Origin of the sequence: Corallococcus aberystwythensis, assembly GCF_003612165.1 — a bacterium.
Classification (GTDB): domain Bacteria; phylum Myxococcota; class Myxococcia; order Myxococcales; family Myxococcaceae; genus Corallococcus; species Corallococcus aberystwythensis.
Map to the genome: position 1 here is coordinate 1 of NZ_RAWK01000175.1, position 21,401 is coordinate 21,401.

Consider the following 21,401-nt stretch of genomic DNA (forward strand, 5'->3'; position numbering starts at 1 on the left):
ACCTGGGGGGCTTCCGGCACCGCCCTCCCGAAGAGCGCCACCCCGCCGATGAGGGTGAGGCCCACCAGCACGAAGCTGAAGAAGAGCGCGAGCCCCAGCGACATCACCCCGTGGCCCTCCGGGAAGCTGCGGCGCGGGTCGCCCTGGCCGTATTGCACCTGGATGCGGTCCCCTACGCGCAGCCGCTTCCACAGCTCCGAGGAGATGTGCCGCCGGTGCTCCTGGCGCGTGCCGCCCTCCGGCGTGAAGGCGTAGACGAGGATGTAGTCGCTGTCGTCCGAGGCGGCGAAGAACTCCTTCTTCACCACCGTCCCCTCCGCGTGCAGCCCCTCGCCCAGGAGCGCCATGTCCCGCCGGTATGACCCCCAGGTCAGCACCAGCAGGGACACCCCCAGCACCACGAACGTCGCTCCCAGCACCCGCGCCGCGAAGAGGGCCACGCCATGCCTCCTGCCCCCCCCTCTAAGCGGGCACCCGGCGACGCGAAACGGCAATGCCCTCCGCGTCCCGCCGTAGAGCCAGCGCGTGGGGCCCCGCCCTGGCATCGCGTCCGCCGAACCGCCATGCTCCCGCGCGTCCTTGCCGGAGGTCCGCACCGTGTCCCTGTTCGATGCCGTCGCCGCGGGTGACCGCGCCGCCCTTTGCGCCCAGCTCGACGCGGGCGCGGACCCCAACCCCTTCGACGCCGAAGGCCGCACCCCGCTGATGGCCGCCGCGCGCTCGGGCCAGGAGGACCTGGTGCGCGCGCTGCTGGAAGCCGGCGCGGACCCCACGCTGCCGGATGGCGTGGGCGAGACGCCCTTCGTCGCCGCCGCCGCCTACGGCCACGTCTCCGTCTGCGCGCTCCTGTCCCCGCACGCCACCGCCGACGAGAAGGACATGGCGCGCACGCTGCTCAAGAACCAGGGCATCGACGAGATTCCCGCCCGTCCCTCGCGCGCATCGGAGGTCGCTCCCGACGACTTCCGCCGCAAGCTCGCCTCCGCGGGCGCCTACGTCGCGGGCAAGCTGGGCGACGACGGCGCCACGAAGCGCCTGGAGCGCGTGCTGCGCTCGGAGGGCAACGCGCCCAAGGGGCCCTTCAAGGGCCGCAAGTAGCGAAAAGAGAAGGGCCCGGCCGCTCCCATTCCGGGGAGCCACCGGGCCCTCGTTACAGCCGGAACCGCGTTACTCCGGCTTGGCGTTCACCACGGGGCTGGGGCTCACGGTGCCGCCCTTGTTGGTCGTCTCCATGGAGTCCGCGACCAACTCCGTGATGTCCTTCACCTGGATCTGCTCACGGCCGGTGTCGTTCTTCGCGTCGTTGAGCATCGTGGAGCAGAACGGGCAGGCCACCGCGACGATGCCCTTGCCACCCTGTTCCTTGTAGTCGCCCACCATGCCCGGCTTCTTCTTGTCCGCGGCGTCGGGGAACGGCGTGGTCGGGTCCTCCGCGTGCTTGAGCGTGAGGGCCACCTCGTTCATGCGGTTGTGGTTGATGCGCGTGCCGATGTGCTCTTCCATCCACATCCGGCCGCCGCCGGCGCCGCAGCAGAAGCCTTCACGCTGGCTGCGCTGCATCTCCACCACTTCCAGGCCCGGGATGCTCTTGAGCACTTCACGGGGCGCGTCGTACACGCCGTTGTGCCGGCCCAGGTAGCAGGGGTCGTGGTAGGTGAGCTTCGTTCCGGCGTTCATCACCGAGGACAGCCGGATGCGCTTGTCCTTGAGCAGCTCGTTGATGAGCTGCGTGTGGTTGATGACGCGGTACTCGCCGCCGAACTCCGGGTACTCGTTCTTGATGGTGTTGAAGCAGTGCGGGCACTGCGTGATGACCGCCTTCACGCCCATCGCGTTCCAGGACTCGACGTTCGTCTTGGCCAGCGTCTGGTACAGGTACTCGTTGCCCATGCGGCGCGCGGAGTCGCCGTTGCACATCTCCTGCTTGGACAGCGTCGCGAAGGACACGCCCGCCTCGCGCATGATCTTCACCAGCGCGCGGCTCACCTTCTTCTGCTTGTCGTCGTAGCTGCCCGCGCAGCCCACGAAGAAGAGGTACTCGTACTCGCCGCCGTCGCCCCAGGTGGGCAGCGCCAGGTCCTCCGCCCACTCGTCGCGCCGGTCCTGGCCGATGCCCCAGGGGTTGCCCTGGCGCTCCATGCCCTCGAACACGCGCTGGATTTCCGGCGGGAACTCCGCCTTCACCTGCACCTGGTAGCGGCGCATGTCGATGAGGCGCGGGACGTTCTCGATGAACACCGGGCAGGCCTGCTCGCACCAGCCGCAGCTGGTGCACGCCCACACCGTCTCCGCCTTCAGCGCGCTGCCGACAATCTCAGGCAGGGGCTCCTTCAGGCCGTGGGGGCCGTAGCCCTCCTCTATCCACTTCTCGTTCTCCCACATCCAGTGCTTCAGGTCCTGGTTCACGCCCTTGTGCGTGAGCGGCTTGCCCGTGATGTACGTGGGACAGTGCGTCTGGCACCGGCCGCACTCCGTACACGAGTACAGGTCCAGGCCGTTCTTCCAGGTGAGGTCCTTCACCGTGGCGGCGCCGAACTCCTCCTTCTCCAGGTTGGGCGTGGGCAGCTTGCCGGTGGAGTGCGTGCGCTGGAAGAAGACGTTGGGCAGGCCCGTGATGATGTGGAAGTGCTTGCCCAGCGGCAGGAAGTTCAGGAACGCCAGGATGATGGTCAGGTGGATGAAGAAGCCCGCCACGCCCAGCACGTGCGCCGCCGTGGCGCCCAGGGGCATCATGGCCAGGCCCGTCAGGCTGGTGACCGGCTCCCACCACACCATCGCGGACGGCGCCGCCGGCACCTGCGTGGCGCCCATGGGCACCTGCTGCGCGGCGGCGTGCGCGGCCACCATGTGGCTGCCGCCGAACATGAACTCGGTGATCATCAGGCCCGCGATGAAGCCCAGGATGAGGTAGGCCTCCCAGGACTGGGACATGCGGTCCGGCTTCACCTTCCAGCGCGTCCAGACGAAGTACGCCACGCCCGCCAGCGCCAGCGCCGCCACGACGTCCTTCACCAGCAGGTAGACCTTGTAGAGCAGCAGCAGCGGCGGCGCGGCGTCCCACGCGGGGTGGGAGAGGTCCGTGAGCACGTCCAGCGCGGTGGCCGAAAAGCCCATCACGAACAGCATGACGGTGCGCACCGCCAGCACCATGAACGCCGCGTAGATGAAGATGTGGAACAGGCCCGGCGTGAACTCCTCCGGATCCACCATGCGCTTCTGGCCCAACCCGAAGCGCACCAGCTGCGCCACGCGGTAGGGGATGTGGTCCAGCCGGTTCTCCTTCTTCATCGCGAGCAGCACGCCCACGCGGCCGGACATCGTGATGACGAAGACGGAGACGAAGCCTGCCAGCAGCAGGCCGGTGATGATGGGGTTCATGGAACCTCGAGACCCTCTGGGGCCGCACGGAGGGCAACGCCGGGTTGCTGCGCTGCGGCAATTCGGGAGTGGTTATCAACCCTAGCAGGGGTGATTCGCGAATCAAGCACCCTGCGGAAGGCGTGTCCTGCAGCGGTCCCTGCACTGCTTCCAGACCGCCGGCTAGGCCGGTGCCCTTCTAGCCCCCATCCCAGGCCTTCCGTGCGGAAAACAGCCGCGCCTGGCGTGCTGGGCGGCAGGCGGCCGGGCGTGTCCCTCAGGACGCTTGGAGAACTTGGGGGGGCCAAGGGCTTTACAAATCCGGAGGAGGCTCCCAACATGTTCGTAAATCGGTCAAGATGAGCTTGTAAACGGGCCCGCATGGGGCGAGCCCGGTTGACCGACGCAGGGCGTCCAAGGGGAGGCGAGCCGTCAAAGGCCGTACACCCCGTGAATGGAGCGCCAAGGAGCCGGACATGAGCCACGACGAGAGCACGTACCTGGACGAGGGCCGCGAGGACCTGGAGCTGTCTGCGGAAGGCGAGTTCGGCCGGAAGCTCCCGGTGGAGCCCACCGACGACCGGCGCTGGGGCCACCTGGACGAGGAGTCCTGGGGCGGCTGGCATGTGGCGGAGTGAACCCGAGCCCCCGCGGCCGGTGGACTGCGCGGGGGCCCTTGTTGACACACGGCGACATCCGGGGGCGCGGCTGGCACTCCTGGAAGCTGATGCGGTGCGCTGGACGCGGTGCTCCCAGGCCTCCCGGCCGGGTCGAGCCCACGAAGCGCGGTCCCCGGAAATGACCGGTGCTGGACCGTCAAAAAGTAAATCCGTAAAGGGCTGAACGAATCTGCCGAAACGCGGGTGTCTGTGGGTGACGCAGGGCGTCCCGAGGCCCGCCGCGTGGGGCCTTTGCGCGGGGTGATCGCCGGCGTCGTCGCGCGGCGCGGGGCGCCGGGACGGTCAGGCCGGACACGTTGCTTTCACGACCGGAAACCCGACATCCTGCCGGGAACAGCGACAGGACTTCCGGGCGGACGCGGGCCAGCGCAGGGGCGTCCGGGGCCAGGGGGGCGTCGCGACGAAATGCGGCAGAGAGCGGGATGGGGCCACCCACCATGCGGGAGTGCGGATGAAGCAGACGGCCTGGGCAGTGGAGCGCGACGCGGAAGGCGGCCGCGAAGTGCTGCTGCTGGTGACCCTGGAGGCCGAAGCGGAGACGCCTCGGGCCCCGGTGGCGGTGAACCTGGTCATCGACCGCAGCGCGTCCATGCGGGGCGCGCCGCTGGCGGCGGCGGTGGAGGCGGCGCGAGCGCTGGTGGAGCGTGCGGGGCCCAAGGACTACGTGGGCCTGCTCACCTTCGACGCGGACGCGGAGCAGGTGCTGCCCGTGCGCGCCATGGAGCCGGGCGCGAAGGCGGCCTTCCTGAAGACGCTGTCCCGCCTGGAGTCCGGCGAGGGCACCGCGCTGCACGAGGCCGTGGAGCAGGGCGCGGAGGCCGTGCGGCGCGTGCTGGTGCCGGGCGCCCGGCCGCAGCTGCTCATGCTCACCGACGGCGAGCCCTCCGTGGGCCCCACCGCGCTGGGCGAGTTCAAGGTGCTGGGGCAGCGGGTGCACGACTCCGGCGTGGCGCTGCACGCGCTGGGACTGGGGCGGCACTACCTGCCGGAAATCCTGGAGGCCCTCACCGGCCCGTCCGGCACGGGCTTCACGCACGTGGACGACGCGGAGGGGCTGCCCCTGGCGGTGGGCGCGCTGGGCGCGGAGCTGTTCGGCGAGGTGGTGGCGGACGCGCGCGTGTACGTGCTGCCCACGGGCTTCGCGGACCTGCGCTGCCGCCACCGCTACCCGTCCCGCGTGGAGGGGGACGCGATGAGCGCCTCGCTGGGGGCCGTCTCGCACGCGTTCCCGCGCCGCGTCCTCTTCATGGGCGTGCTGGAGAAGGGCGACTGGAACCTCACCGTCACCGCCTCGTACACGGAGAACGGCGACACCCGGCGCATCTCCGTCCCGGTGACGCGCCTGTTGCCGGACAGCGACGAGGGCCGCTTCGTGCGCGCGGTGTCCGCGGAGCTGGACCTGGTCTCCTTCGAAGCCGCCGCCTGGAAGGCGCTCTCCCGCCGTCAGCAGGACGCGGCCGAGCGGGCGCTCGAGGGCGCGGACAAGGGGCTCTACAAGCTGGCCCGCCTGGGCTCCGCGGAGGTCCCCGCGCAGCGGCACGTGGACCGGCTGGCGGACCTGCGCCGGGCGGTGGAGCGCCGGGCGGCCCAGCCGTCCGCGCTGGGGGTGCGCCGGGCGCAGTCGGAGGTGTCGCGCATCACCATGAGCCGCATCGGGCCCGCGTTCCCGGCCGCGGTCCAGGGGGGCCCACCTCCGGCCCGTGCGGCCCTGCCCGCCGTGGCGAATGGCGGCCCGCCGAAGGCCGTGACCCTGGATGGCGCGGCGCTGCTGCCCTGGAAGACGGGCGGCGGCGAGTCCTCGTCGTAACCGCCTGGAGTCATTGACCGTACGGGAATGGCGCGGGGTCCGGGATGGCCCCTGACGCCGGGCGTGCGGGCGTGCGGAATGCCCGGCTGCCCGGAAGGTTGAGTGCACCCTGTGGGGACGCATCCCAGGTAGCACGGCGTTTCCAGGTGGATTAACGGGAGTCGCATGACGCATCCGTGGAGCAAGAGGTCTGGAATCCGGCTCGGTGGGCTGGGCGCGGTGGGCGCGTTGCTCTTGGCGACGATGGCCCAGGCCGCGCTGCCGTCCACCGCGGTGGGCAGCACCGCGCCGGACGAGGGCGACCCGCGCCTGGAGGGCGCGCTGCTCCTGGACGCCACGCAGGTGAAGGCGGGCGGCGACTTCCGCGTGGGCGTGCGCCTCAAGCTGGACCCGGAGTGGCACGTCTACTGGAAGAACCCGGGTGACTCCGGCCTGGCCACGGACGTGTCGTGGGACGTGCCGGGCGTCACGGTGGGGGACTTGCGCTGGCCCTTCCCCAGCACGTTCCGCACGCCGGACGGCTTCATCACCACGCACGGCTACCACGACGAGGTGCTGCTCTTCGCGCCCGCGCACGTGTCCGAGAAGGCCACGGGCACGCTGAACGTGGCGGCGGCGGTGGACGCGCTCGTGTGCAAGGTGCACTGCATCCCCGCGCAGCTGGTGCTGACGCGCACGCTGCCGGTGGGGCCGGAGACGGTGCTGGACCCGGAGTTCGCGCCCCTGTTCGACGCCTCCCAGGCCCAGGTGCCGGCGCCTGCCGGCGCGGAGGGCGCGCCGCGCGTGGCCCTGGCGCTGGATGGCACGTCGCTGACCGCGGGCAAGCCGTTCACCGGCACGCTCACTGTGACAACGGCGGATGGCAAGCCGTACGCGGGCAGCGTGGAGGATGACTTCTTCGTGCCCGGCCGCATCGCGGGCGTGGACACCGTGACGCTGAAGCGGAAGGGGCCGGGGACGTTCGCGCTGGAGGGCCAGGCGTCGTCGGTGGCGCCCAAGGGCGAGCCCCGGCTCACGGGCGCGCTGCGCCTGGGCACGAAGGCCACGGGCTTCACGGCGGTGGACGTGGACACGGCGCTCGCGCCGGTGGTGGCGGCGGCCGGGGCCGCGGCTCCGGCAGCGGACCCGCTGAAGGTTCCGTCGGTGAAGGACGCGGTGGGCAAGGTGAAGCCCGCGGAGGCGGCGGCGCCGGTGGCCTCGCCTGGGTCCGGCGAGTCGCCCCTGGGCCTGGGGGTCGCGCTCCTGTTCGCGTTCCTGGGTGGCGCGCTGCTCAACCTGATGCCGTGCGTGTTCCCGGTGCTGGCCCTCAAGGCGTACGGCTTCACGCGGATGGTGCAGGAGGAGAAGGGCAAGGTGGCACCGCACGCGGCGGCGTACGCGGGCGGCATCCTGGCGACGATGCTGCTGCTCGCGGGCGCGGTGCTGGCGGTGCGCGCGGGTGGCGCCAGCGTGGGCTGGGGCTTCCAGTTCCAGGAGCCACTCTTCGTGGCGGGGGTGAGCGCGGTGCTGGTGGCGTTCGCGCTCAACCTCTTCGGCGTCTACACGCTGGGCGCGGACGGCACGGCGCTGGCGGGCAAGGTGGACCAGAGCCACGGCCTGATGCGCAGCGCGGGTGAAGGCGTGCTCGCGGTGGTGCTGGCGACGCCGTGTTCGGCGCCGCTGTTGGGCACGGCGGTGGGCTTCGCGTTCGCGGCGGGCCCGGCCACGGTGGTGGCGGTGTTCGTGGCGCTGGGATTGGGTCTGGCGCTGCCCTTCTGCGTGCTGGTGCTGGTGCCGGGGCTGGCGAAGCGGCTGCCCAAGCCGGGCATGTGGATGGAGCGCGGCAAGCAGTTCCTGGGCTTCGCGCTCCTGGGCACCACGGTGTGGCTGGTGTGGGTGATGGGCGGGCTGGCCGGCGTGGATGGCATGGCGCGGCTGCTGGCGTTCCTCATCGCGGTGGGCCTGGTCACGTGGCTGTACGGCCAGTCGCAGGGGCTGGAGGGCGGGCGCCGGAGCGTGACGCTGGCGCTGGCGGTGCTCGTGCTGGTGGGGTCCGGCGTGGTGGCGCTGCGCTTCGAGGAGGCGCAGGCGTCCCTGGAGACGCGCGGCGCGGTGGCGGCGTCACATGGCGGCGCTCAGCCGTGGGACGAGGCGGCGGTGACGGCGGCGCTGGCGGCGGGGCAGCCGGTGTTCGTGGACTTCACGGCGGACTGGTGCCTCACGTGCAAGTTCAACGAGCGCACCGTGCTGTCGCGCGACGACGTGCGGCAGGCGTTCCTGAAGCACAACGTGGCCTTCTTCGTGGCGGACTGGACGCGGCGGGACGCGCGCATCACCACGAAGCTGGCGGAGCATGGCCGCGCGGGCGTGCCCATGTACCTGGTGTTGAGCCCGGGCCAGCCGGACAAGCCGGAGGTCCTCAACGAGCTGCTCACCGCGGACAGCGTCATCCAGGCGGTGCGGCGCGCGGCGGAGTGCGGGTCGCCGTTGAAGGGTGGCTCGGTGGTATGTGCCCGGCCTTGAGCTGGGATTGAAGTCCGGGTTGTGTTGTTCATTCGTTCGCGGCGTTCAATTCACTGGAGGTTCCGTCATGAAGCAGGTCTTCAAGGCTCTCGCTCTCACTGCGGCTTTCGTTTCCGCTCCCGTCTTCGCGGCTGACAGCGCGGAGGTGGGCAAGCCCGCTCCGGCGTTCACGCTGAAGGACGAGGCGGGCAAGGCCCACTCGCTGTCCGAGTACAAGGGCAAGGTCGTGGTGCTGGAGTGGACGAACCCGGAGTGCCCGTTCGTGAAGCGGCACTACGACGCCAAGACGATGCAGACCACGCAGAAGGGCTTCGACGCGAAGAAGGTGGTGTGGCTGACGGTGGACTCGTCCGCCACGCACGACGCGAAGACGGCGGCGGAGTGGAAGAAGAAGGAGGGCTTCAGCCAGCCGGTGCTGCTCGACACGGACGGCAAGGTGGGCAAGACCTACGCGGCGAAGACGACGCCGCACATGTACGTCATCGACGGTCAGGGCGTGGTCCGCTACGCCGGCGCCATTGACGACGACCCGCGCGGCAAGAACACCGCGAAGGTGAACTACGTGCAGACGGCGGTGGACGCGCTCCTCAACGGCAAGCAGGTCCCCACCGCGACCTCCGAGCCCTATGGCTGCTCCGTGAAGTACAAGAGCTGAGCCCCGGTTCGTCGTGAAGCTCAAAGGCCCGTGTCCCTGTGAAGGGACGCGGGCCTTCTTCATTCCGCGTCGCGGTGGGCGTAGTCCGGGCCCAGGCCTTCGATGCGGTAGGCGTTGCCGGGATAGGTTCGGTTGCGCGTCGTCTCCAGGGTCGACGGGTAGCGCTCCAGGGAGACGTGGCGTTTGACGTGCTTGCGCAGCTTGAGCGCGCCCCGGACCAGGCCGCCCACCCAGGCGGGTGGAGATTCGAACTGGATGGCGGGCAGCAGGCGCGGGGGCACCAGGCTCAAGCTGATGGGGGCCACCAGTGGGCGCAGCGGGCGTGGCACCCAGCCCGCGAGGATGTCCACGGTGGACCGGGCCACGCGGTGGCTGGCGGCATCGGGGACGAACTCGCGCGCTTCGTAGTCGCGGATGAAGGCGTCGTAGGCGGCCTTGTCCTCGGGGATGTCCTGGATGTTCATGCGACGGCCGATTTCGCACCAGTAATGGAACCAGGCCTCGCGCTCGTGCGCGGTGAAGGGGCGCCAGCCGTAGTCCTCCATCCACTGCATGGGGAAGTCGATGAACGTCCACAGCACGAAGAGGAAGTCCTCGTTCGGGATGCGGAAGAAGGAGTGGATGTGATTCATCTGCTCCAGGGACTGGCGTCCGGCCTCCACGTCCCAGCCGCACTGCATGAACCGCGCGATGAGCAGTCGTGTGTCGTCGTAGCGCTTCTGGCCGCGCTTGTTGAATTCACCCGTGCGGTCCAGCAGGCGCGAAACGGAGCGGCTGCCGTACGTGTGGAAGAGGGCGATCTCCGTGGACCGCACCATGTCGAACGGGAATTCGTAGTTGGTCAGCAGGTGCACGATGCGCTGACAGTCTCGCCGTGCGTCCAGGGAGGCGATCTCGCGGCGTACTTCTGGCAGGCGCGCTCGCCAGAAGGGCTTGCGGTAGACGGGGCCGGGCACCTGGGTGCCGGGTCGCTTCCCGCCGGCCGCGAAGGGGCAGCCCTTGGGGACGGCATCCTCTGAGGGACGGGCGTGGGCGGCCGGATCGGTCATGGCGGGAAGCTCCGTGCGGCGAGACGGCGAGCGATGCTAGCCCGGGCCGTGACGGCGCGCCGTGGCCCTGGCGGGCCGGTAGGCGGAGTGGCCTTGTCGGGGGCGGAGACGCGCCGGACCTTGTCCTGGAGGGCAGGACATCCAGAGAGGAGACGCGACCATGGCCAGCAACAAGGGGCCGCCGGTGAAGGGGCCCGAGCGCACGGACACACACAGCGCGGAGGAATTGGAGCGTGAAGCCCGGCACCAACGTCCCGGCACCGAGCGGGGCGATGTGACGGACGAAGACGTGGGCGAGGACCGCATCCTCCAGAAGGGCATTGGCGGCTACGGCGCGCAGAAGGGCACGGAGCCCGCGAGGGAAGCGCCGCCACTCAGCGACGACGGCGACCGGTAGCGCAGCCCGTTGCACGGCGGACGGGGCGGGCGAGACGCCAGGGGTCGGCTCCCCAAGGATGAGAAGGAGAGAATCCTGTGGGGACCCTCCGTCCGCGGAGGACCGGCGAACTGGTCCGACAGTCGGACCAGTTGAGTCCCCTGTTCGCGGCGGACCGCGCGAACTGGTCCGACAGTCGGACCAGTTGGGCTCCCGTCCGGCCGGAGGGGGCATGGCCATCCGAGGGCTTAGAGTGCCCCCATGGCCTCCGCCCGCCTCGTGCGTTCCTGCTGTGTCCTGGTGCTGCTGTTCCTCGCGATGCCAGGGGTGGCGCAGGAGGCGCCTGCCCCGGATGGGCGGGCGTGGCTCGCGGAGCACAACGCGGAAGCGGTGCGCGTGAACCAGACCGCGATGGGCATCCTGTTCGGCTGGGCGGTGCTGAACATTGGCACGGGCGTCGCAGGGCACTTCGCGAGTGAGGGCGAGACGCGAGCCTTCTTCCAGGCGAACGCGGCCTGGAACGTGGTGAACCTCGTCATCGCGGGGCTCGGCTACCACGGGCAGGCGACGGCGGACCCGGCGACGTGGGACCTGGCGCGCAGCCTGTCCGAAGGGCAGCGCATGGAGAAGCTGCTGCTCCTCAACGCGGGCCTGGACGTGGGCTACATCGCCTTCGGCGGCCTCCTGTGGGAGCGCGGGCTGCGCAAGGACTCGGAGCGCCTGCGGGGCTGGGGCAAGAGCGTGCTCATGCAGGGCGCGTTCCTGCTCGTGTTCGACGGTGTGCTGACGTTCCTCAACGCGAGGCTGAACGGGCAGCTTACGGCGCGGCTGGTGCCCGCGCCGGATGGGGTGGGCTTGATGCTGACGTGGCCGTGAGCCTCCCCGTCAGGCTCAGGCCGCCACCGGCTCACGGCGGTGACGGGCCCGGGCGGAGACGTCCTTGCGGCGGCCCTTGCGCAGCACGTCTAGGTGCACCTCATCCTCGTTGGCGAGCGCCATCAGCCGCTGCAGGTCGTCCACGCTGCTGACCGGGCGGCTGTTGATGCCGAGCAACAGGTCGTCCGGCTGAAGCCCGGCGTCGTCGGCGGGCGTGCCTTCCTGCACCTTCAGCACTCGCACGGCACGTGGCTGGCCGGTGTCCTTCGCGAGCGCGGGCTCCAGGTTCACCGCCGTGGCGGCGATGCCCAGGAACTTCCGGTCCACCCGGCCGCGCTGGATGAGCAGGCTGGCGACCCAAGCCGCCGTGGTGGCGCTCACCGCGAAGCCGATGCCCTGTGCGAACGGCAGCACCAGCGTGTTGAGCCCCACCACGCGCCCTCGCGTGTCCAGCAACGGCCCGCCGGAGTTGCCCGGGTTGATGGCCGCGTCCGTCTGGAGCATCCCCTCCAGGATGACGCCATCGGGCAGGGTGATGGAGCGGTTGATGGCGCTCACCACGCCCAGCGACACCGACTGCTCCAGACGGAAGGGATTGCCGATGGCCATCACCAGCTGCCCCACGCGCACCGTCTCCGGATCCGCGAGCGGCAGCGTGGGGAAGCCATCTCCCTCCGCGCGCACCACGGCGAGGTCCGTGGGAGCGTCCGCGCCCACCAGCGTGGCCCGGCGTTCCTCGCCGTTGTGAAGCTGCACGGTGAGGCGCTTCGGCGTGCGCATCACCACGTGACGGTTGGTGAGCACGTAGCCATCCGGCGTGAGGAACAGGCCGGTGCCGTGGCCGCGTGCGTGCTCCACACCGACCACCGCCGGGGCCGCGCCGGCCACGAGTCCTTCCAGGTCATCCGAGAGCTGCTGCAACAGTTTCATGGCCGGCTCCTTTCAAGAACGCTTGCCCACGGTGACGGGCACCTCGCGCAGCTCGCCCGCGCGCAACACCTTCGCCTGGATGGAGGTGCCCACCTTCTCGTCGCCCAGGTATCCCAGCAGGTCCTCCACGCCGTGCAGCGTCTGGCCGCCCAGGCTCACCAGCACGTCGCCCTGGAGCAGCCCGGCCTTCTGCGCGGGCCCCTCCGGATCCACCGAGAGCAGGATGAGCCCCGCCTTCGTGCCTTCGATTTCACGCGACAGGCGCACCGGGTAGGCGCCCACGCCCAGGTAGCCGCGGCGGATGCCGCCGTGCTCGCGCAACGAGTTCGCCACGCGCGTCAGCGTGCCTCCGGGGAGGATGACGGCGGCGGTGCGCGAGAAGGCCGCCGTGGGGATGCCCAGGAAGCGGCCCTGCGCGTCCACCAGCGCGCCGCCGGAGAATCCGGGGGGCAGGTCCGCGTCTGTCTCCAGGTAGCGGTCCACCTGGCCGCCCGCGTGCGTGCGCCAGTCGCCGCCGAACGCGCTGACGATGCCCAGCGTGGCCCGTGCCGTGCGTCCCGGCCGGCCGATGGCCAGCACGATGTGGCCCACCTTCACGTCATCGAGCGGCGCGGGGGCCAGTGCGGTGAGCCCGGTGGCGTCGGCCTTGAGGAGCGCGAGGTCGGTGCTCGGGTCGCGGCCGACGAGCTCGGCGGACACCGAGCGGCCGTCCGCGAGGCCCACCTGGATGGAGCCCTCGTGTTCGACGGCGTGGCTGGTGGTGAGGATGTGACCGTCGGTATCCCAGATGACTCCGCTGGCGCCCCGGCGACGGCGGGCCTCGACGCGGACGAGGGAGGGAGCGATGCGCTCGACGATGGTGGAGATGGACTGCGAGAGGGACTGGAGGGTGTCGGTGGACATGGCGTGTACCTTTCGAGCCTGAAACTAAAGGGCTCGAAATCGCGCCACATCGGCGGACCGGGCAGGACGGGGACCTACCCATTCGGGCAGGACCCTGGTGCTTCGGGCAGGCGGTTTTCAGCCCACCTTGCGGAAGCGCTCGTAGCGCTCTTCCAAATAGAGCTTCTTGGGCCGCAATTCCTTCGCGCGAGGCAACTGGAGCGCCTTGCCGACGAAGCCCTTCAGCGCGTGCTCCAGCGTGGGGCCGTCCTGGGTGGCGAGCAGGCTCGGCGCCAATTCGATGATGCCGTCTGGACGGAAGCCCATCAGGTTCGTGTCGAAGGCACCGTGGTGGAGCCGGCACAGGGCCAGGCCATTGGAGACCTCCGCGTGCCCTCGCTCGTCACGGTCGGGAAGGATGTGGGCACCGTCCAGCAGCTCCGTGCGAGGGAAGGCGCAGACGGCGCAGCGGTGCTCGTAGGCGCGCAGGACGTGCTGCCGGAAGGCGGCCTGATGCAGGCGCTTCTTGGCCTGCACCGTGGTGTAGCGCCGCTCCAGGGGCAGCAGCTTCGCGTCCGCCACGAAGCGCTGCTTCGCCATTTCGGGTTCGGACACCATGACGTGGAAGGAGTGCGAGGCGAGATCCACGTCGGAGATGTAGACGGGCCACAGCGGCCGGTAGAAGCCGGGCTCGATGCCGTAGAAGTAGATGAGCGGTGCGTCCAGTTGCTGCGCGCGCACGAGCCGGCGGTTGTCGCGGCCCTCTACATCCGTCCCCTGGAACTTGTAGAGGAAGGCTCCGTCCGAGGCGATGTTGTCATCGTCATACCGCGCCACCCGTGAGCCACGCGGCACGGTGGTCTTGATGGACAGCGCGGTCTCCTGCATCTGCCGGGGCCAGAAAATGCCGCGTGTCCGGTTCGCGAACAGGTGCTGCTCGCCATGGAACTGGAAGCCCTCCGCGATGAGCTCCCACGGCAGCACTTCGCCATACCGCTCCACCAACGCCTGCAAGGCATTGAAGGCCGCCAGCCGGATGGCCTGGTCGTTGTCGGAGGGCGTGGGCACGGGTCCACGACCAGGTTACCAGGCTCAGGCCCGGTCGAGCAGGGCGCCTCCCGGGCCGAAGCCCAGGGACAGGCACAGCACGCGGTGTCCCTTTACCTGGGGGGCCCGCCGTGCGGATTCGGCCGCCAGTTCCGCGTCGTTGAGCACGAGCACCGGCCCTCCCGTGTCCGGCAGGCCCGCGTGGGCGAGGATGTCCGGGACCAGGGAGGCCGTGCCCTCGAAGCCGTAGGTGCAGCCTCCGGGCAGCAGGTCCTCATCGAGGGGACACGGCAATGCCAGACACAGTGCGTCCGGAGGAACGCTGGCGTCCTCCGCGAGGAATGTCCGCAGCGCGCCCGCGATGAACGCCACCGTGTCCCGGATGTGATGGCCGTCCGCGGGACGCGGCTGCCCGATGAACAGCGGGGGCAGGGTGGCCAGGTCCCGTTCGAAGACGCGCGTGACCCCTGGGCGTGCGAGCTTGAGGCTCGTCTGGCCCACGTCCACGCAGAGGGGACTTCTTGCTCCCGTGGCTTCCAGCATGCGCAGCCCCGCGCGCACCGGAGCGAAGCGCGGGGACAACGCGATGTGCACCGGGCAGCGCAGCGACACCGTGGCTTCTCTCAGCGCGGCGGGAAAGCCGTCCAGCTCCGCCAGGCCTCCACTCAGGTACGCCGCATCCGGAGCGTGCTGCTTCACCAGCAGGAAGAGCGCCTCCGCCAGCGGCGGCATCACGCGGGCCGCGAGCGTGGCTCCGGGGACTCCCGCGCGCCGGTCGTCCTCCACCCATGGCGAACCTAACAGCTCCCACAGCTCACGCCCGAACACGGGCAGGTTCCACACCTCCAGCGGGGTGATGCCCTCGGGACGGTGCCTGCGGGGGTTCCACTTCAGGGGGCTCACGCCACGAGCCCGGCGATGCGCTCGGCGGCGGTCCTCGCACCATCGTGCGCACGGTAGGAGCGGGAGATCTCCGCCACGCGTTCACGCAGCTTCGATCCGGGCGCGAGCAGTTGCGCGATGGCCTCGCGGCAGGACTCCACCGTGAGGGTCCTCGGGTCCCTCGCGAGCCCTGCTCCGGCCTTCTCCAGGAAGTGCGCCTGCACGGGCTGATCGTTGCACACCGGCAGCAGCAGCATCGGCACGCCCGCTGTCATCGCCTCCATCACGGAGTTGGCACCCCCGTGCGAGACGAACGCCGCCGCTCGCTCCAGCACCTGCCGCTGCGGCGTGTAGCGCACCGCCACCACGTCACCGGGCAGCGTGCTCGGGAAGTCCGTGTCCGCCAGCTCTCCCGCGCACAACACCAGCGTCACCCCGAACGGCTTCGCGGCCTCCGCGATGAGGCGGAACAGCTCCGGCTGATACGAAATCTGACTGCCGAAGGACACGTACAGCACCGGCTTACCGCCCAGGCGTTCCCAGGGGAAGGGCACCTCGTCGCCTCGGGCTTCCGGCGGAATGGACGGCCCCACGAGCAGCGTGTCCGGGGGCACTCCCGCGTCCGGGCCCAGGAAGGACTCGGTGGCGAAGATGACGTTGAGCCGGGGCGACAGGCATTCGCACGTGCGGAAGCGCGCGTCGAAGCCGTGGCTGCGGAACAGGGCCTGCCGGTCGTCCTTCAGCGCTCGCACGTTGCGCAGCAGCGGGATGTCCGGCCGGGGCTCCAGCAGCGTCAGCGCGGAGGACACCCCCGCCCACGGGATGCCCTCCGTGTGTGCCGCGAGCACCGCCGCGTACTGCATTCCGTCCAATGCCATCACGTCGGGACGGAAGGCGCGCACCACTTCGCGCACGGGCTCCAGGAGCGCGGGGGCCGCGTCCAGCAGCAGGCCCCGGATCCACTTCCCCAGCGCCACGTCATCGAGCACCAGCTTCGCCAGCGCTTCGCCTCCCGTCTCGATGCCCGGGGGCGCGGCTTCGGCGTGCGGCAGGCGCAGCACCTCCACGCCCAGGGACTCCAGCTGCGGCGCGGGTTCAGGAATGCACAGCCATCCGACGGTGTGCCCCAGGCGGCGCAGCCACTGGGCCACGCCGACCATCGGGTTGAGGTGACCCTTCTCGGGGGAGGTGGCGATGAGGACTCGGGACATTCAGGGGAGCGCCTTGGTGTGGGCCTGGAGCATGGCCAGGGACACGAGGCGCATCAACAACCGATCCATCGGTCCGGCCTGCGCGTCGTCAGCCGGCATGTGGAAATAGCGCGTCAGCAATCCCAGCACCGCTTGCACGTCGATGACCTGGAGGGATTCCAGGCGCGCGGGAGAGAGCCAGTCGCGATACAGCTCCAGCCAGCGAGCCCGCACCGGGCTGGACAGGGCGGTGTGCCCGTACCGGGGCGTCTTGCGCGCGAGGCGGACCTCGTCCGGCACCAGCGACCGCACCGCGTGCCGGAACAGCCACTTGCCGAACCCGTCCCGCAGCAGCACGGACTCCGGCAGGGCCAGGGCCACCCGCGCGAAGCCTTCATCCAGGTAGGGTGTGCGGACCGTGAGCCCATGGGCCCGGGCACCCCTCAGCTCGGGCGGAAGGATGAGCTCGGTCAGCACCCACTTCGCGTACCGCAGCTCCTCGGACGGGAGCGCGGCGTCCGAGGGCAGATCCCACGGCGCGGCGAGCGAGGCAATCACGGTCCCCAGGTTGCCCACAGGGGGGGCGCGCGAGGCGTGATCGCGGTTCCCGCCCTCGGAAACAGTCCTCAAGTTGTCCACAGGTGGGGAGGCAGCACGAAGTCCCACGGCTTGATCGGAACGGTCTGATTCAGGCGTCGTGGATGGCTTTGATTCCTGATCGCCCACCCGCGCCCCATCCCGAGGCCTCCCCGAGTTGTCCACAGCCCCCCGTGCAGCTCCGGGGGCCCCTTCATGATCGCGCGAGCCGGCCGGGAACGACGCCCGCAAGTTATCCACAAGCGCCATGGCCTCGAATCCCAGGGCCCGCATGGCCAGCGTCCGGTCTTCATCCACACGCGCCTTCGCGGAGGGAATCGCGCCGGGAGTGCCCTGGAGCACTTCGTCCGCCCCCGCGCCGCTTAGCAGGACGGGGCCCGCGCCCTGCCGCCGGGCCTCCAGATAGAACGCGTAGCTGGCCACGGCCCGGGCGTTGAGGATGACCGTCTGGTTGGCGAGGACCGCGTGCTCGAACAGGTCCGGGAGCACGGCGTCCGGGATGAGCACGTCCACCAGCTCCGCGCCCGTCACCTTCGCCATCCGGCGCGCGTTGCCGCGTTCCACTTCGTCCGCGAAGTGCACGTCCATCGTCCACGCGCGCACCTGTCCCGGTGCATGCCGTGCGGTCATCGCGCACAGGGCCGCGCTGTCCACACCGCCGCTCAGGCTCACCTCGTGCGTGCCCGCTTCGACATGCGCTCGCACGGTGTCGGACCAGGCGGTCAGCAGCCACGCCGCGAGCCCTTCCTCATCCCGTGCCTCGGCCTCGCGGAGGACTCGCGGCAGCGCCACGCGGAGGGGCTCCGCCTTCGGCCACGGGCCTGCGTTGGACGCGCGGGCATGGAACAGCAGGTCGCTCACCGCCCGAGGAGACAGGCCGCGCGAGGGAGTCCTTCCCTGCGGTGACGCTTTGGGGGGCCGGGTCGGCATCGGGTCGGCATCATAGGGGCTGCCTCCGGTCGCATCAGGGAGAAGCTATCCTCCAGGGGCAGACGCTTCGCTTCACACGAACAGGGAAGGGCGGGACATGCAGGCGGATGCGGTGGATGGCGTGTTGCGGGAGCGCTTCGGACTGGAGTCCTTCCGGCCAGGGCAGCGCGAGGTGCTCACTGCGCTGCTCAAGCCCCAGGGCTCCGCGCTCGCGGTGTTCCCCACGGGCGGTGGCAAGTCGCTGTGCTACCAGCTCCCCGCGCTGCTGCTCGAAGGGCTCACGGTGGTGGTGTCACCGCTCATCGCGTTGATGAAGGACCAGATCGACGCGCTGGAACGGAAGGGCATCCGCGCCGCGCGGCTGGACTCGTCCCTGTCGCTGGAGGAGGCCCGCGAGGTGACGGAGTCCCTGCGCGACGGAACGCTGAAGCTGCTCTACGTGGCTCCGGAGCGCTTCAACAACGAGCGCTTCATGGGGCTCTTGAGCGAGCTGCAAATCTCCCTCTTCGCGGTGGACGAAGCGCACTGCGTCTCCGAGTGGGGACACAACTTCCGGCCGGACTACCTCAAGCTCGCGCAGGCGGCCCGCACGCTCCAGGCCGAGCGCATCCTGGCGCTCACCGCCACGGCCACGCCGCAGGTGGTGCACGACATCTGCGAAGGCTTCGGCATCCCGGAGTCGCACGCGGTCGTCACCGGCTTCTACCGGAACAACCTCACGCTGGAGACGACGCCCACGGGGGTGGAGGCGCGCGACGCCCTGCTGGTGGAGCGGCTCAAGTCGCGTCCGCCCGGCTCCACCATCGTCTACGTCACGCTGCAGAAGACCGCGGAGCGCGTGGCGGCGCTCCTGAGCGCGGAGGGCCTGCCCGCGAACGCCTACCACGCGGGCCTGGAAGCCGAGGACCGTGAGCGGGTGCAGGAGGCGTGGACCCACTCCGCGAAGGGCATCGTCGTGGCGACCATCGCGTTCGGGATGGGCATCGACAAGGCGGACGTGCGCGCCGTGTATCACTACAACCTGCCCAAGGGACTGGAGAGCTACAGCCAGGAGATCGGCCGCGCGGGCCGTGACGGCAAGCCCTCCGTGGTGGAGTTGCTCGCGTGCCCTGACGACGTGCCCACGCTGGAGAACTTCGCGCTCGGGGACACGCCGCTGCCGGAGGCGCTGTCGGCGCTGGTGAAGGAGTTGCTGTCCTCGGGCCCCGAGCTGCACCTGGACCTGTACGCGCTGGGCAACCGCCACGACCTGCGGCCCCTGGTGCTGCGCACGGCGCTGACGTACCTGGAGCTGGAGGGCGTGCTGCGCCAGGGCACGCCGTTCTACGCGGGCTACAAGGTGCAGCCGGCGGGCTCGGTGGATGCGCTCATCGGCCGGTTCCAGGGGGAGCGCGCGCGCTTCGTGAAGGACCTGTTCGCACACTCGAAGAAGGGCCGCACCTGGTACACGTTCGACGTCGCGGAAGTGGCGAAGGCGCTGGACCAGCCGCGCGACCGGGTGGTGAAGGCCATCGACTACTTCCAGGAGCAGGGCTACGCGGAGGTGCAGGTGTCCGAACCGCGCCAGCGCTACACGCGGCTGCGCGAGCGCGAGGACACCCAGGCGCTCGTGGCCCTGTTGCAGGAGCGCTTCCAGAAGCGAGAGGTCCAGGAGGTGTCGCGGGTGCGCGACGTGCTCCGGCTCGTCATGCACGACGGCTGCCAGAGCAACGCGCTGGTGGCCCACTTCGGTGAGCAGCGCGAGGCCCCGTGCGGCCACTGCACCTTCTGCCGCACGGGCGTGGCGCGCGTGCTGCCGCCGCCGCACCCCCGGCCGGACCTGCGCGAACAATTGGACGCGGCCACGTTCCGGCCGCTCGTCGCGAAGCACCCGGAGGCGCTGGGACATCCCAGGCAGGCGGCGCGCTTCCTCTGCGGCTTGAGCAGCCCCGCGCTCTCCAAGGCGAAGCTCACCGGGCACAAGCTCTTCGGCACCCTGGCCGAGTGGCCGTTCGCCCAGGTGCTGGCGTTCTGTGAGGCTCGCTAGCGGATCGCCGCCAACAGGCTCGGTGAGAAGGGCGGCAGGGGAGACTGGGCCTGCGCCCTGAACGTCTTGCTGGCGCCTTCCCGCAGTGAGTGACGGAAGGGGGGATGGGTGAGCGCCCAGAATCTCAGCTCGCGTCCGTAGGCCGTGTCGAGCCGCGCGGCCTTCTGTTCGTCGACACCCAGCGTGGTCGCGAGGTTCCTCAGGACGTCGGCTTCCGGAAGGCCGCTGAAGGTGGAGGTCACGGTGTCCGGAGCCTCCTCGCGGAGCGCCGCCCTGGATGACACCAGCGCCGGCATGTCCGGGAGCGGCTGCTCGAGACACGCCTTCGCGTTGACGAGGCCGGCGCCCCACGCGAGCTGGCTCTGGGGCCATGGCTCACAGGTGGCGCGGAGCACGTGGCGGAAGACCTGCGCGAGCGTTGCTCCTCCCTGGTACCGCGCGAGCAGGTGGTCCCGGCCGTGGTGCGCCAGCCAGAGCGCCGCGACTCCCGCGACGGTGGCCGTCGCGAACGAGGTGCCGCTGCTCTGCTCGACCTTGTCGCCGGGCTGCGCCGTCCAGACCTTCTCGCCCGGACCGGTGGCGTCCACCGCCTTGCCCCAGGCAGAGAAGGCCCAGGGCTCCGCGCTCGCGTTGCACGCGGCCATCGTGACGACCTCGTCGTACGCGCCGGGCCAGACGACGATGGGGCCCGTGTAGTTGCCCGCGGCGGCGATGACGATGATGTTCTCGCGCACCGCCTGCTGGATGACCCGGTGCAGCCCCGCGTTGGGCAGCCACCCGAGGCTGATGCTGATGACGTGGAGCCGCCGCTGGATGGCGAACCCGATGGCGTCGCGCAGCCGGTCCACGCCCACGTTGAACAGGACGGGCGAGGGGACGAAGAGCGTGGGCTTCGCGACGCGCAGCGGGACGACCTCGGCCTTCGGCGCGATTCCATCCACGAACAGCCGGGGTCCGCCCACGCTCGGGCCATTGACTGGACTGGAGATGACGCTCGCGGTGCCCAGCCCGTGGCCTCCGCCTGGGTTCTCCGTCGTGGGGTCATCCTCGATGAAGTCCCAGCCCAGCGCTGGCGTGAAGTTCGGTCCCAGCTCGGGGTGGGGCAGGTAGCCGCTGTCCGGATGGCCGATGCGGATGCCCTCGCCCTGGCTCGCGGCGCCCCCGGGCAGCTTCCACGCTTCGTCCGCCTTCACGAAGCGCACGCTCCAATCGCAGTCGTCCTCGTTGAACGCTTCAATCCCAGCCTTCTGGGCGCGCACGGAGCCATCCGGGGTCGCGGTATCCGCCGCCGCGCCGGGTTCCGCGTAGACCGCCTCGAACGCCGGATCCGCGTCCTCCACGGACGGGTCCGCCTGGAGGCGGCGTGTCAGCTCCCACGCCTGTGCCGGTTCGACGGTGCCCGGTGGGAGCAGGTCGAACGCACGGCCGGTGGGTTCATACGGCACCGGGCGGAGGATCCACGGGTCCTCCCCCAGGAGCGCGGCCACGGCCTTCTCCAGGGAGGCCCGGTCGAAGCGCTCATGGAGGAGGACGTAGAGGGTGCGGAGCCTCGCGGACTCGAATTGCTCGGGCGACGCCATGAGGGGGACTCTGGGGACGGGCCGGGGGGCAGGAC

At 70.5% G+C, this 21,401-nt stretch carries 18 protein-coding genes; 8 read left to right on the top strand and 10 right to left on the bottom strand.

Annotated elements, in window-relative coordinates; translation table 11 throughout:
• Positions 1-440: DUF7489 domain-containing protein (locus D7W81_RS26115; protein WP_120558107.1), on the bottom strand; the 440-nt coding region annotated here is incomplete at its 3' end.
• 157 nt (positions 441-597) lie between these two features.
• Here D7W81_RS26115 and D7W81_RS26120 point away from each other — a divergent pair.
• Positions 598-1,098 carry an ankyrin repeat domain-containing protein gene (locus D7W81_RS26120; protein WP_120558108.1) on the top strand — a complete coding sequence of 167 codons (501 nt, stop codon included), beginning with the start codon at positions 598-600 and terminating at the stop codon, positions 1,096-1,098.
• Positions 1,099-1,167: 69 nt separating this feature from the next.
• Here the strand turns inward: D7W81_RS26120 and D7W81_RS26125 are convergent, their stop codons facing one another.
• Positions 1,168-3,378, bottom strand: a complete 2,211-nt coding sequence (locus D7W81_RS26125) for a (Fe-S)-binding protein (RefSeq protein ID WP_120558109.1) — start codon at positions 3,376-3,378, stop codon at positions 1,168-1,170.
• A gap of 455 nt (positions 3,379-3,833) precedes the next feature.
• On the opposite strand from D7W81_RS26125, the gene D7W81_RS42830 reads away from it, so the two are divergent.
• The 4 genes from D7W81_RS42830 (at position 3,834) to D7W81_RS26140 (ending at position 9,001) form a co-directional block, all read left to right on the top strand.
• Complete coding sequence (locus tag D7W81_RS42830) at positions 3,834-3,995, top strand: hypothetical protein (protein ID WP_167508100.1); 162 nt, start codon at positions 3,834-3,836, stop codon at positions 3,993-3,995.
• 493 nt (positions 3,996-4,488) lie between these two features.
• Complete coding sequence (locus tag D7W81_RS26130) at positions 4,489-5,844, top strand: vWA domain-containing protein (protein ID WP_120558110.1); 1,356 nt, start codon at positions 4,489-4,491, stop codon at positions 5,842-5,844.
• A 165-nt stretch (positions 5,845-6,009) separates the two neighbouring features.
• Positions 6,010-8,346 (top strand): protein-disulfide reductase DsbD family protein, encoded by a 2,337-nt coding sequence (locus tag D7W81_RS26135; protein ID WP_120558111.1) that lies wholly within the window; start codon positions 6,010-6,012, stop codon positions 8,344-8,346.
• A gap of 67 nt (positions 8,347-8,413) precedes the next feature.
• On the top strand, positions 8,414-9,001 hold the full coding sequence (locus D7W81_RS26140) for a thioredoxin family protein (protein WP_120558112.1): 588 nt from the start codon (positions 8,414-8,416) through the stop codon (positions 8,999-9,001).
• Positions 9,002-9,060: 59 nt separating this feature from the next.
• On the opposite strand, the gene D7W81_RS26145 is transcribed toward D7W81_RS26140, so the two are convergent.
• Positions 9,061-10,050 (bottom strand): oxygenase MpaB family protein, encoded by a 990-nt coding sequence (locus D7W81_RS26145; RefSeq protein WP_120558113.1) that lies wholly within the window; start codon positions 10,048-10,050, stop codon positions 9,061-9,063.
• A 160-nt stretch (positions 10,051-10,210) separates the two neighbouring features.
• Between D7W81_RS26145 and D7W81_RS26150 the strand changes: the two genes are divergently transcribed.
• Positions 10,211-10,447 carry a hypothetical protein gene (locus D7W81_RS26150; RefSeq protein ID WP_120558114.1) on the top strand — a complete coding sequence of 79 codons (237 nt, stop codon included), beginning with the start codon at positions 10,211-10,213 and terminating at the stop codon, positions 10,445-10,447.
• Positions 10,448-10,687: 240 nt separating this feature from the next.
• Positions 10,688-11,302, top strand: a complete 615-nt coding sequence (locus D7W81_RS26155; RefSeq protein WP_120558115.1) for a DUF6992 family protein — start codon at positions 10,688-10,690, stop codon at positions 11,300-11,302.
• 15 nt (positions 11,303-11,317) lie between these two features.
• Here the strand turns inward: D7W81_RS26155 and D7W81_RS26160 are convergent, their stop codons facing one another.
• The 6 genes from D7W81_RS26160 to D7W81_RS26185 all read right to left on the bottom strand — a co-directional run bounded on the left by D7W81_RS26160 (position 11,318) and on the right by D7W81_RS26185 (position 17,622).
• Positions 11,318-12,232, bottom strand: a complete 915-nt coding sequence (locus D7W81_RS26160) for a S1C family serine protease (protein WP_120558116.1) — start codon at positions 12,230-12,232, stop codon at positions 11,318-11,320.
• Between the two features lie 12 nt (positions 12,233-12,244).
• Positions 12,245-13,135 carry a S1C family serine protease gene (locus D7W81_RS26165; protein ID WP_120558117.1) on the bottom strand — a complete coding sequence of 297 codons (891 nt, stop codon included), beginning with the start codon at positions 13,133-13,135 and terminating at the stop codon, positions 12,245-12,247.
• A 117-nt stretch (positions 13,136-13,252) separates the two neighbouring features.
• Positions 13,253-14,182, bottom strand: a complete 930-nt coding sequence (locus tag D7W81_RS26170) for an HNH endonuclease (protein ID WP_120558118.1) — start codon at positions 14,180-14,182, stop codon at positions 13,253-13,255.
• Between the two features lie 24 nt (positions 14,183-14,206).
• Entirely contained in the window at positions 14,207-15,064 is an 858-nt protein-coding gene (locus tag D7W81_RS26175) for an ROK family protein (protein WP_167508101.1), read from the bottom strand.
• Positions 15,061-16,254, bottom strand: a complete 1,194-nt coding sequence (locus D7W81_RS26180) for a glycosyltransferase (RefSeq protein ID WP_120558119.1) — start codon at positions 16,252-16,254, stop codon at positions 15,061-15,063. The genes D7W81_RS26175 and D7W81_RS26180 overlap by 4 nt, the downstream gene beginning before the upstream one ends.
• On the bottom strand, positions 16,255-17,622 hold the full coding sequence (locus tag D7W81_RS26185; protein WP_158621689.1) for an asparagine synthase-related protein: 1,368 nt from the start codon (positions 17,620-17,622) through the stop codon (positions 16,255-16,257). It abuts the gene before it with no gap.
• A gap of 235 nt (positions 17,623-17,857) precedes the next feature.
• Between D7W81_RS26185 and D7W81_RS26190 the strand changes: the two genes are divergently transcribed.
• Complete coding sequence (locus D7W81_RS26190) at positions 17,858-19,786, top strand: RecQ family ATP-dependent DNA helicase (protein WP_244227437.1); 1,929 nt, start codon at positions 17,858-17,860, stop codon at positions 19,784-19,786.
• Here the strand turns inward: D7W81_RS26190 and D7W81_RS26195 are convergent.
• The coding region (locus D7W81_RS26195; RefSeq protein WP_244227438.1) for a S8 family peptidase at positions 19,783-21,401 on the bottom strand (1,619 nt) is incomplete at its 5' end. The two genes, D7W81_RS26190 and D7W81_RS26195, sit on opposite strands and share 4 nt — an antisense overlap.

What these genes read in the sequence shown, in the direction of transcription:
- D7W81_RS26125 (WP_120558109.1), bottom strand. Translation starts at nt 3,378, where the DNA reads ATGAACCCCATCATCACCGGCCTGCTGCTGGCAGGCTTCGTCTCCGTC.
- D7W81_RS42830 (WP_167508100.1), top strand. Translation starts at nt 3,834, where the DNA reads ATGAGCCACGACGAGAGCACGTACCTGGACGAGGGCCGCGAGGACCTG.
- D7W81_RS26130 (WP_120558110.1), top strand. Translation starts at nt 4,489, where the DNA reads ATGAAGCAGACGGCCTGGGCAGTGGAGCGCGACGCGGAAGGCGGCCGC.
- D7W81_RS26135 (WP_120558111.1), top strand. Translation starts at nt 6,010, where the DNA reads ATGACGCATCCGTGGAGCAAGAGGTCTGGAATCCGGCTCGGTGGGCTG.
- D7W81_RS26140 (WP_120558112.1), top strand. Translation starts at nt 8,414, where the DNA reads ATGAAGCAGGTCTTCAAGGCTCTCGCTCTCACTGCGGCTTTCGTTTCC.
- D7W81_RS26145 (WP_120558113.1), bottom strand. Translation starts at nt 10,050, where the DNA reads ATGACCGATCCGGCCGCCCACGCCCGTCCCTCAGAGGATGCCGTCCCC.
- D7W81_RS26150 (WP_120558114.1), top strand. Translation starts at nt 10,211, where the DNA reads ATGGCCAGCAACAAGGGGCCGCCGGTGAAGGGGCCCGAGCGCACGGAC.
- D7W81_RS26155 (WP_120558115.1), top strand. Translation starts at nt 10,688, where the DNA reads ATGGCCTCCGCCCGCCTCGTGCGTTCCTGCTGTGTCCTGGTGCTGCTG.
- D7W81_RS26160 (WP_120558116.1), bottom strand. Translation starts at nt 12,232, where the DNA reads ATGAAACTGTTGCAGCAGCTCTCGGATGACCTGGAAGGACTCGTGGCC.
- D7W81_RS26165 (WP_120558117.1), bottom strand. Translation starts at nt 13,135, where the DNA reads ATGTCCACCGACACCCTCCAGTCCCTCTCGCAGTCCATCTCCACCATC.
- D7W81_RS26180 (WP_120558119.1), bottom strand. Translation starts at nt 16,254, where the DNA reads ATGTCCCGAGTCCTCATCGCCACCTCCCCCGAGAAGGGTCACCTCAAC.
- D7W81_RS26190 (WP_244227437.1), top strand. Translation starts at nt 17,858, where the DNA reads ATGCAGGCGGATGCGGTGGATGGCGTGTTGCGGGAGCGCTTCGGACTG.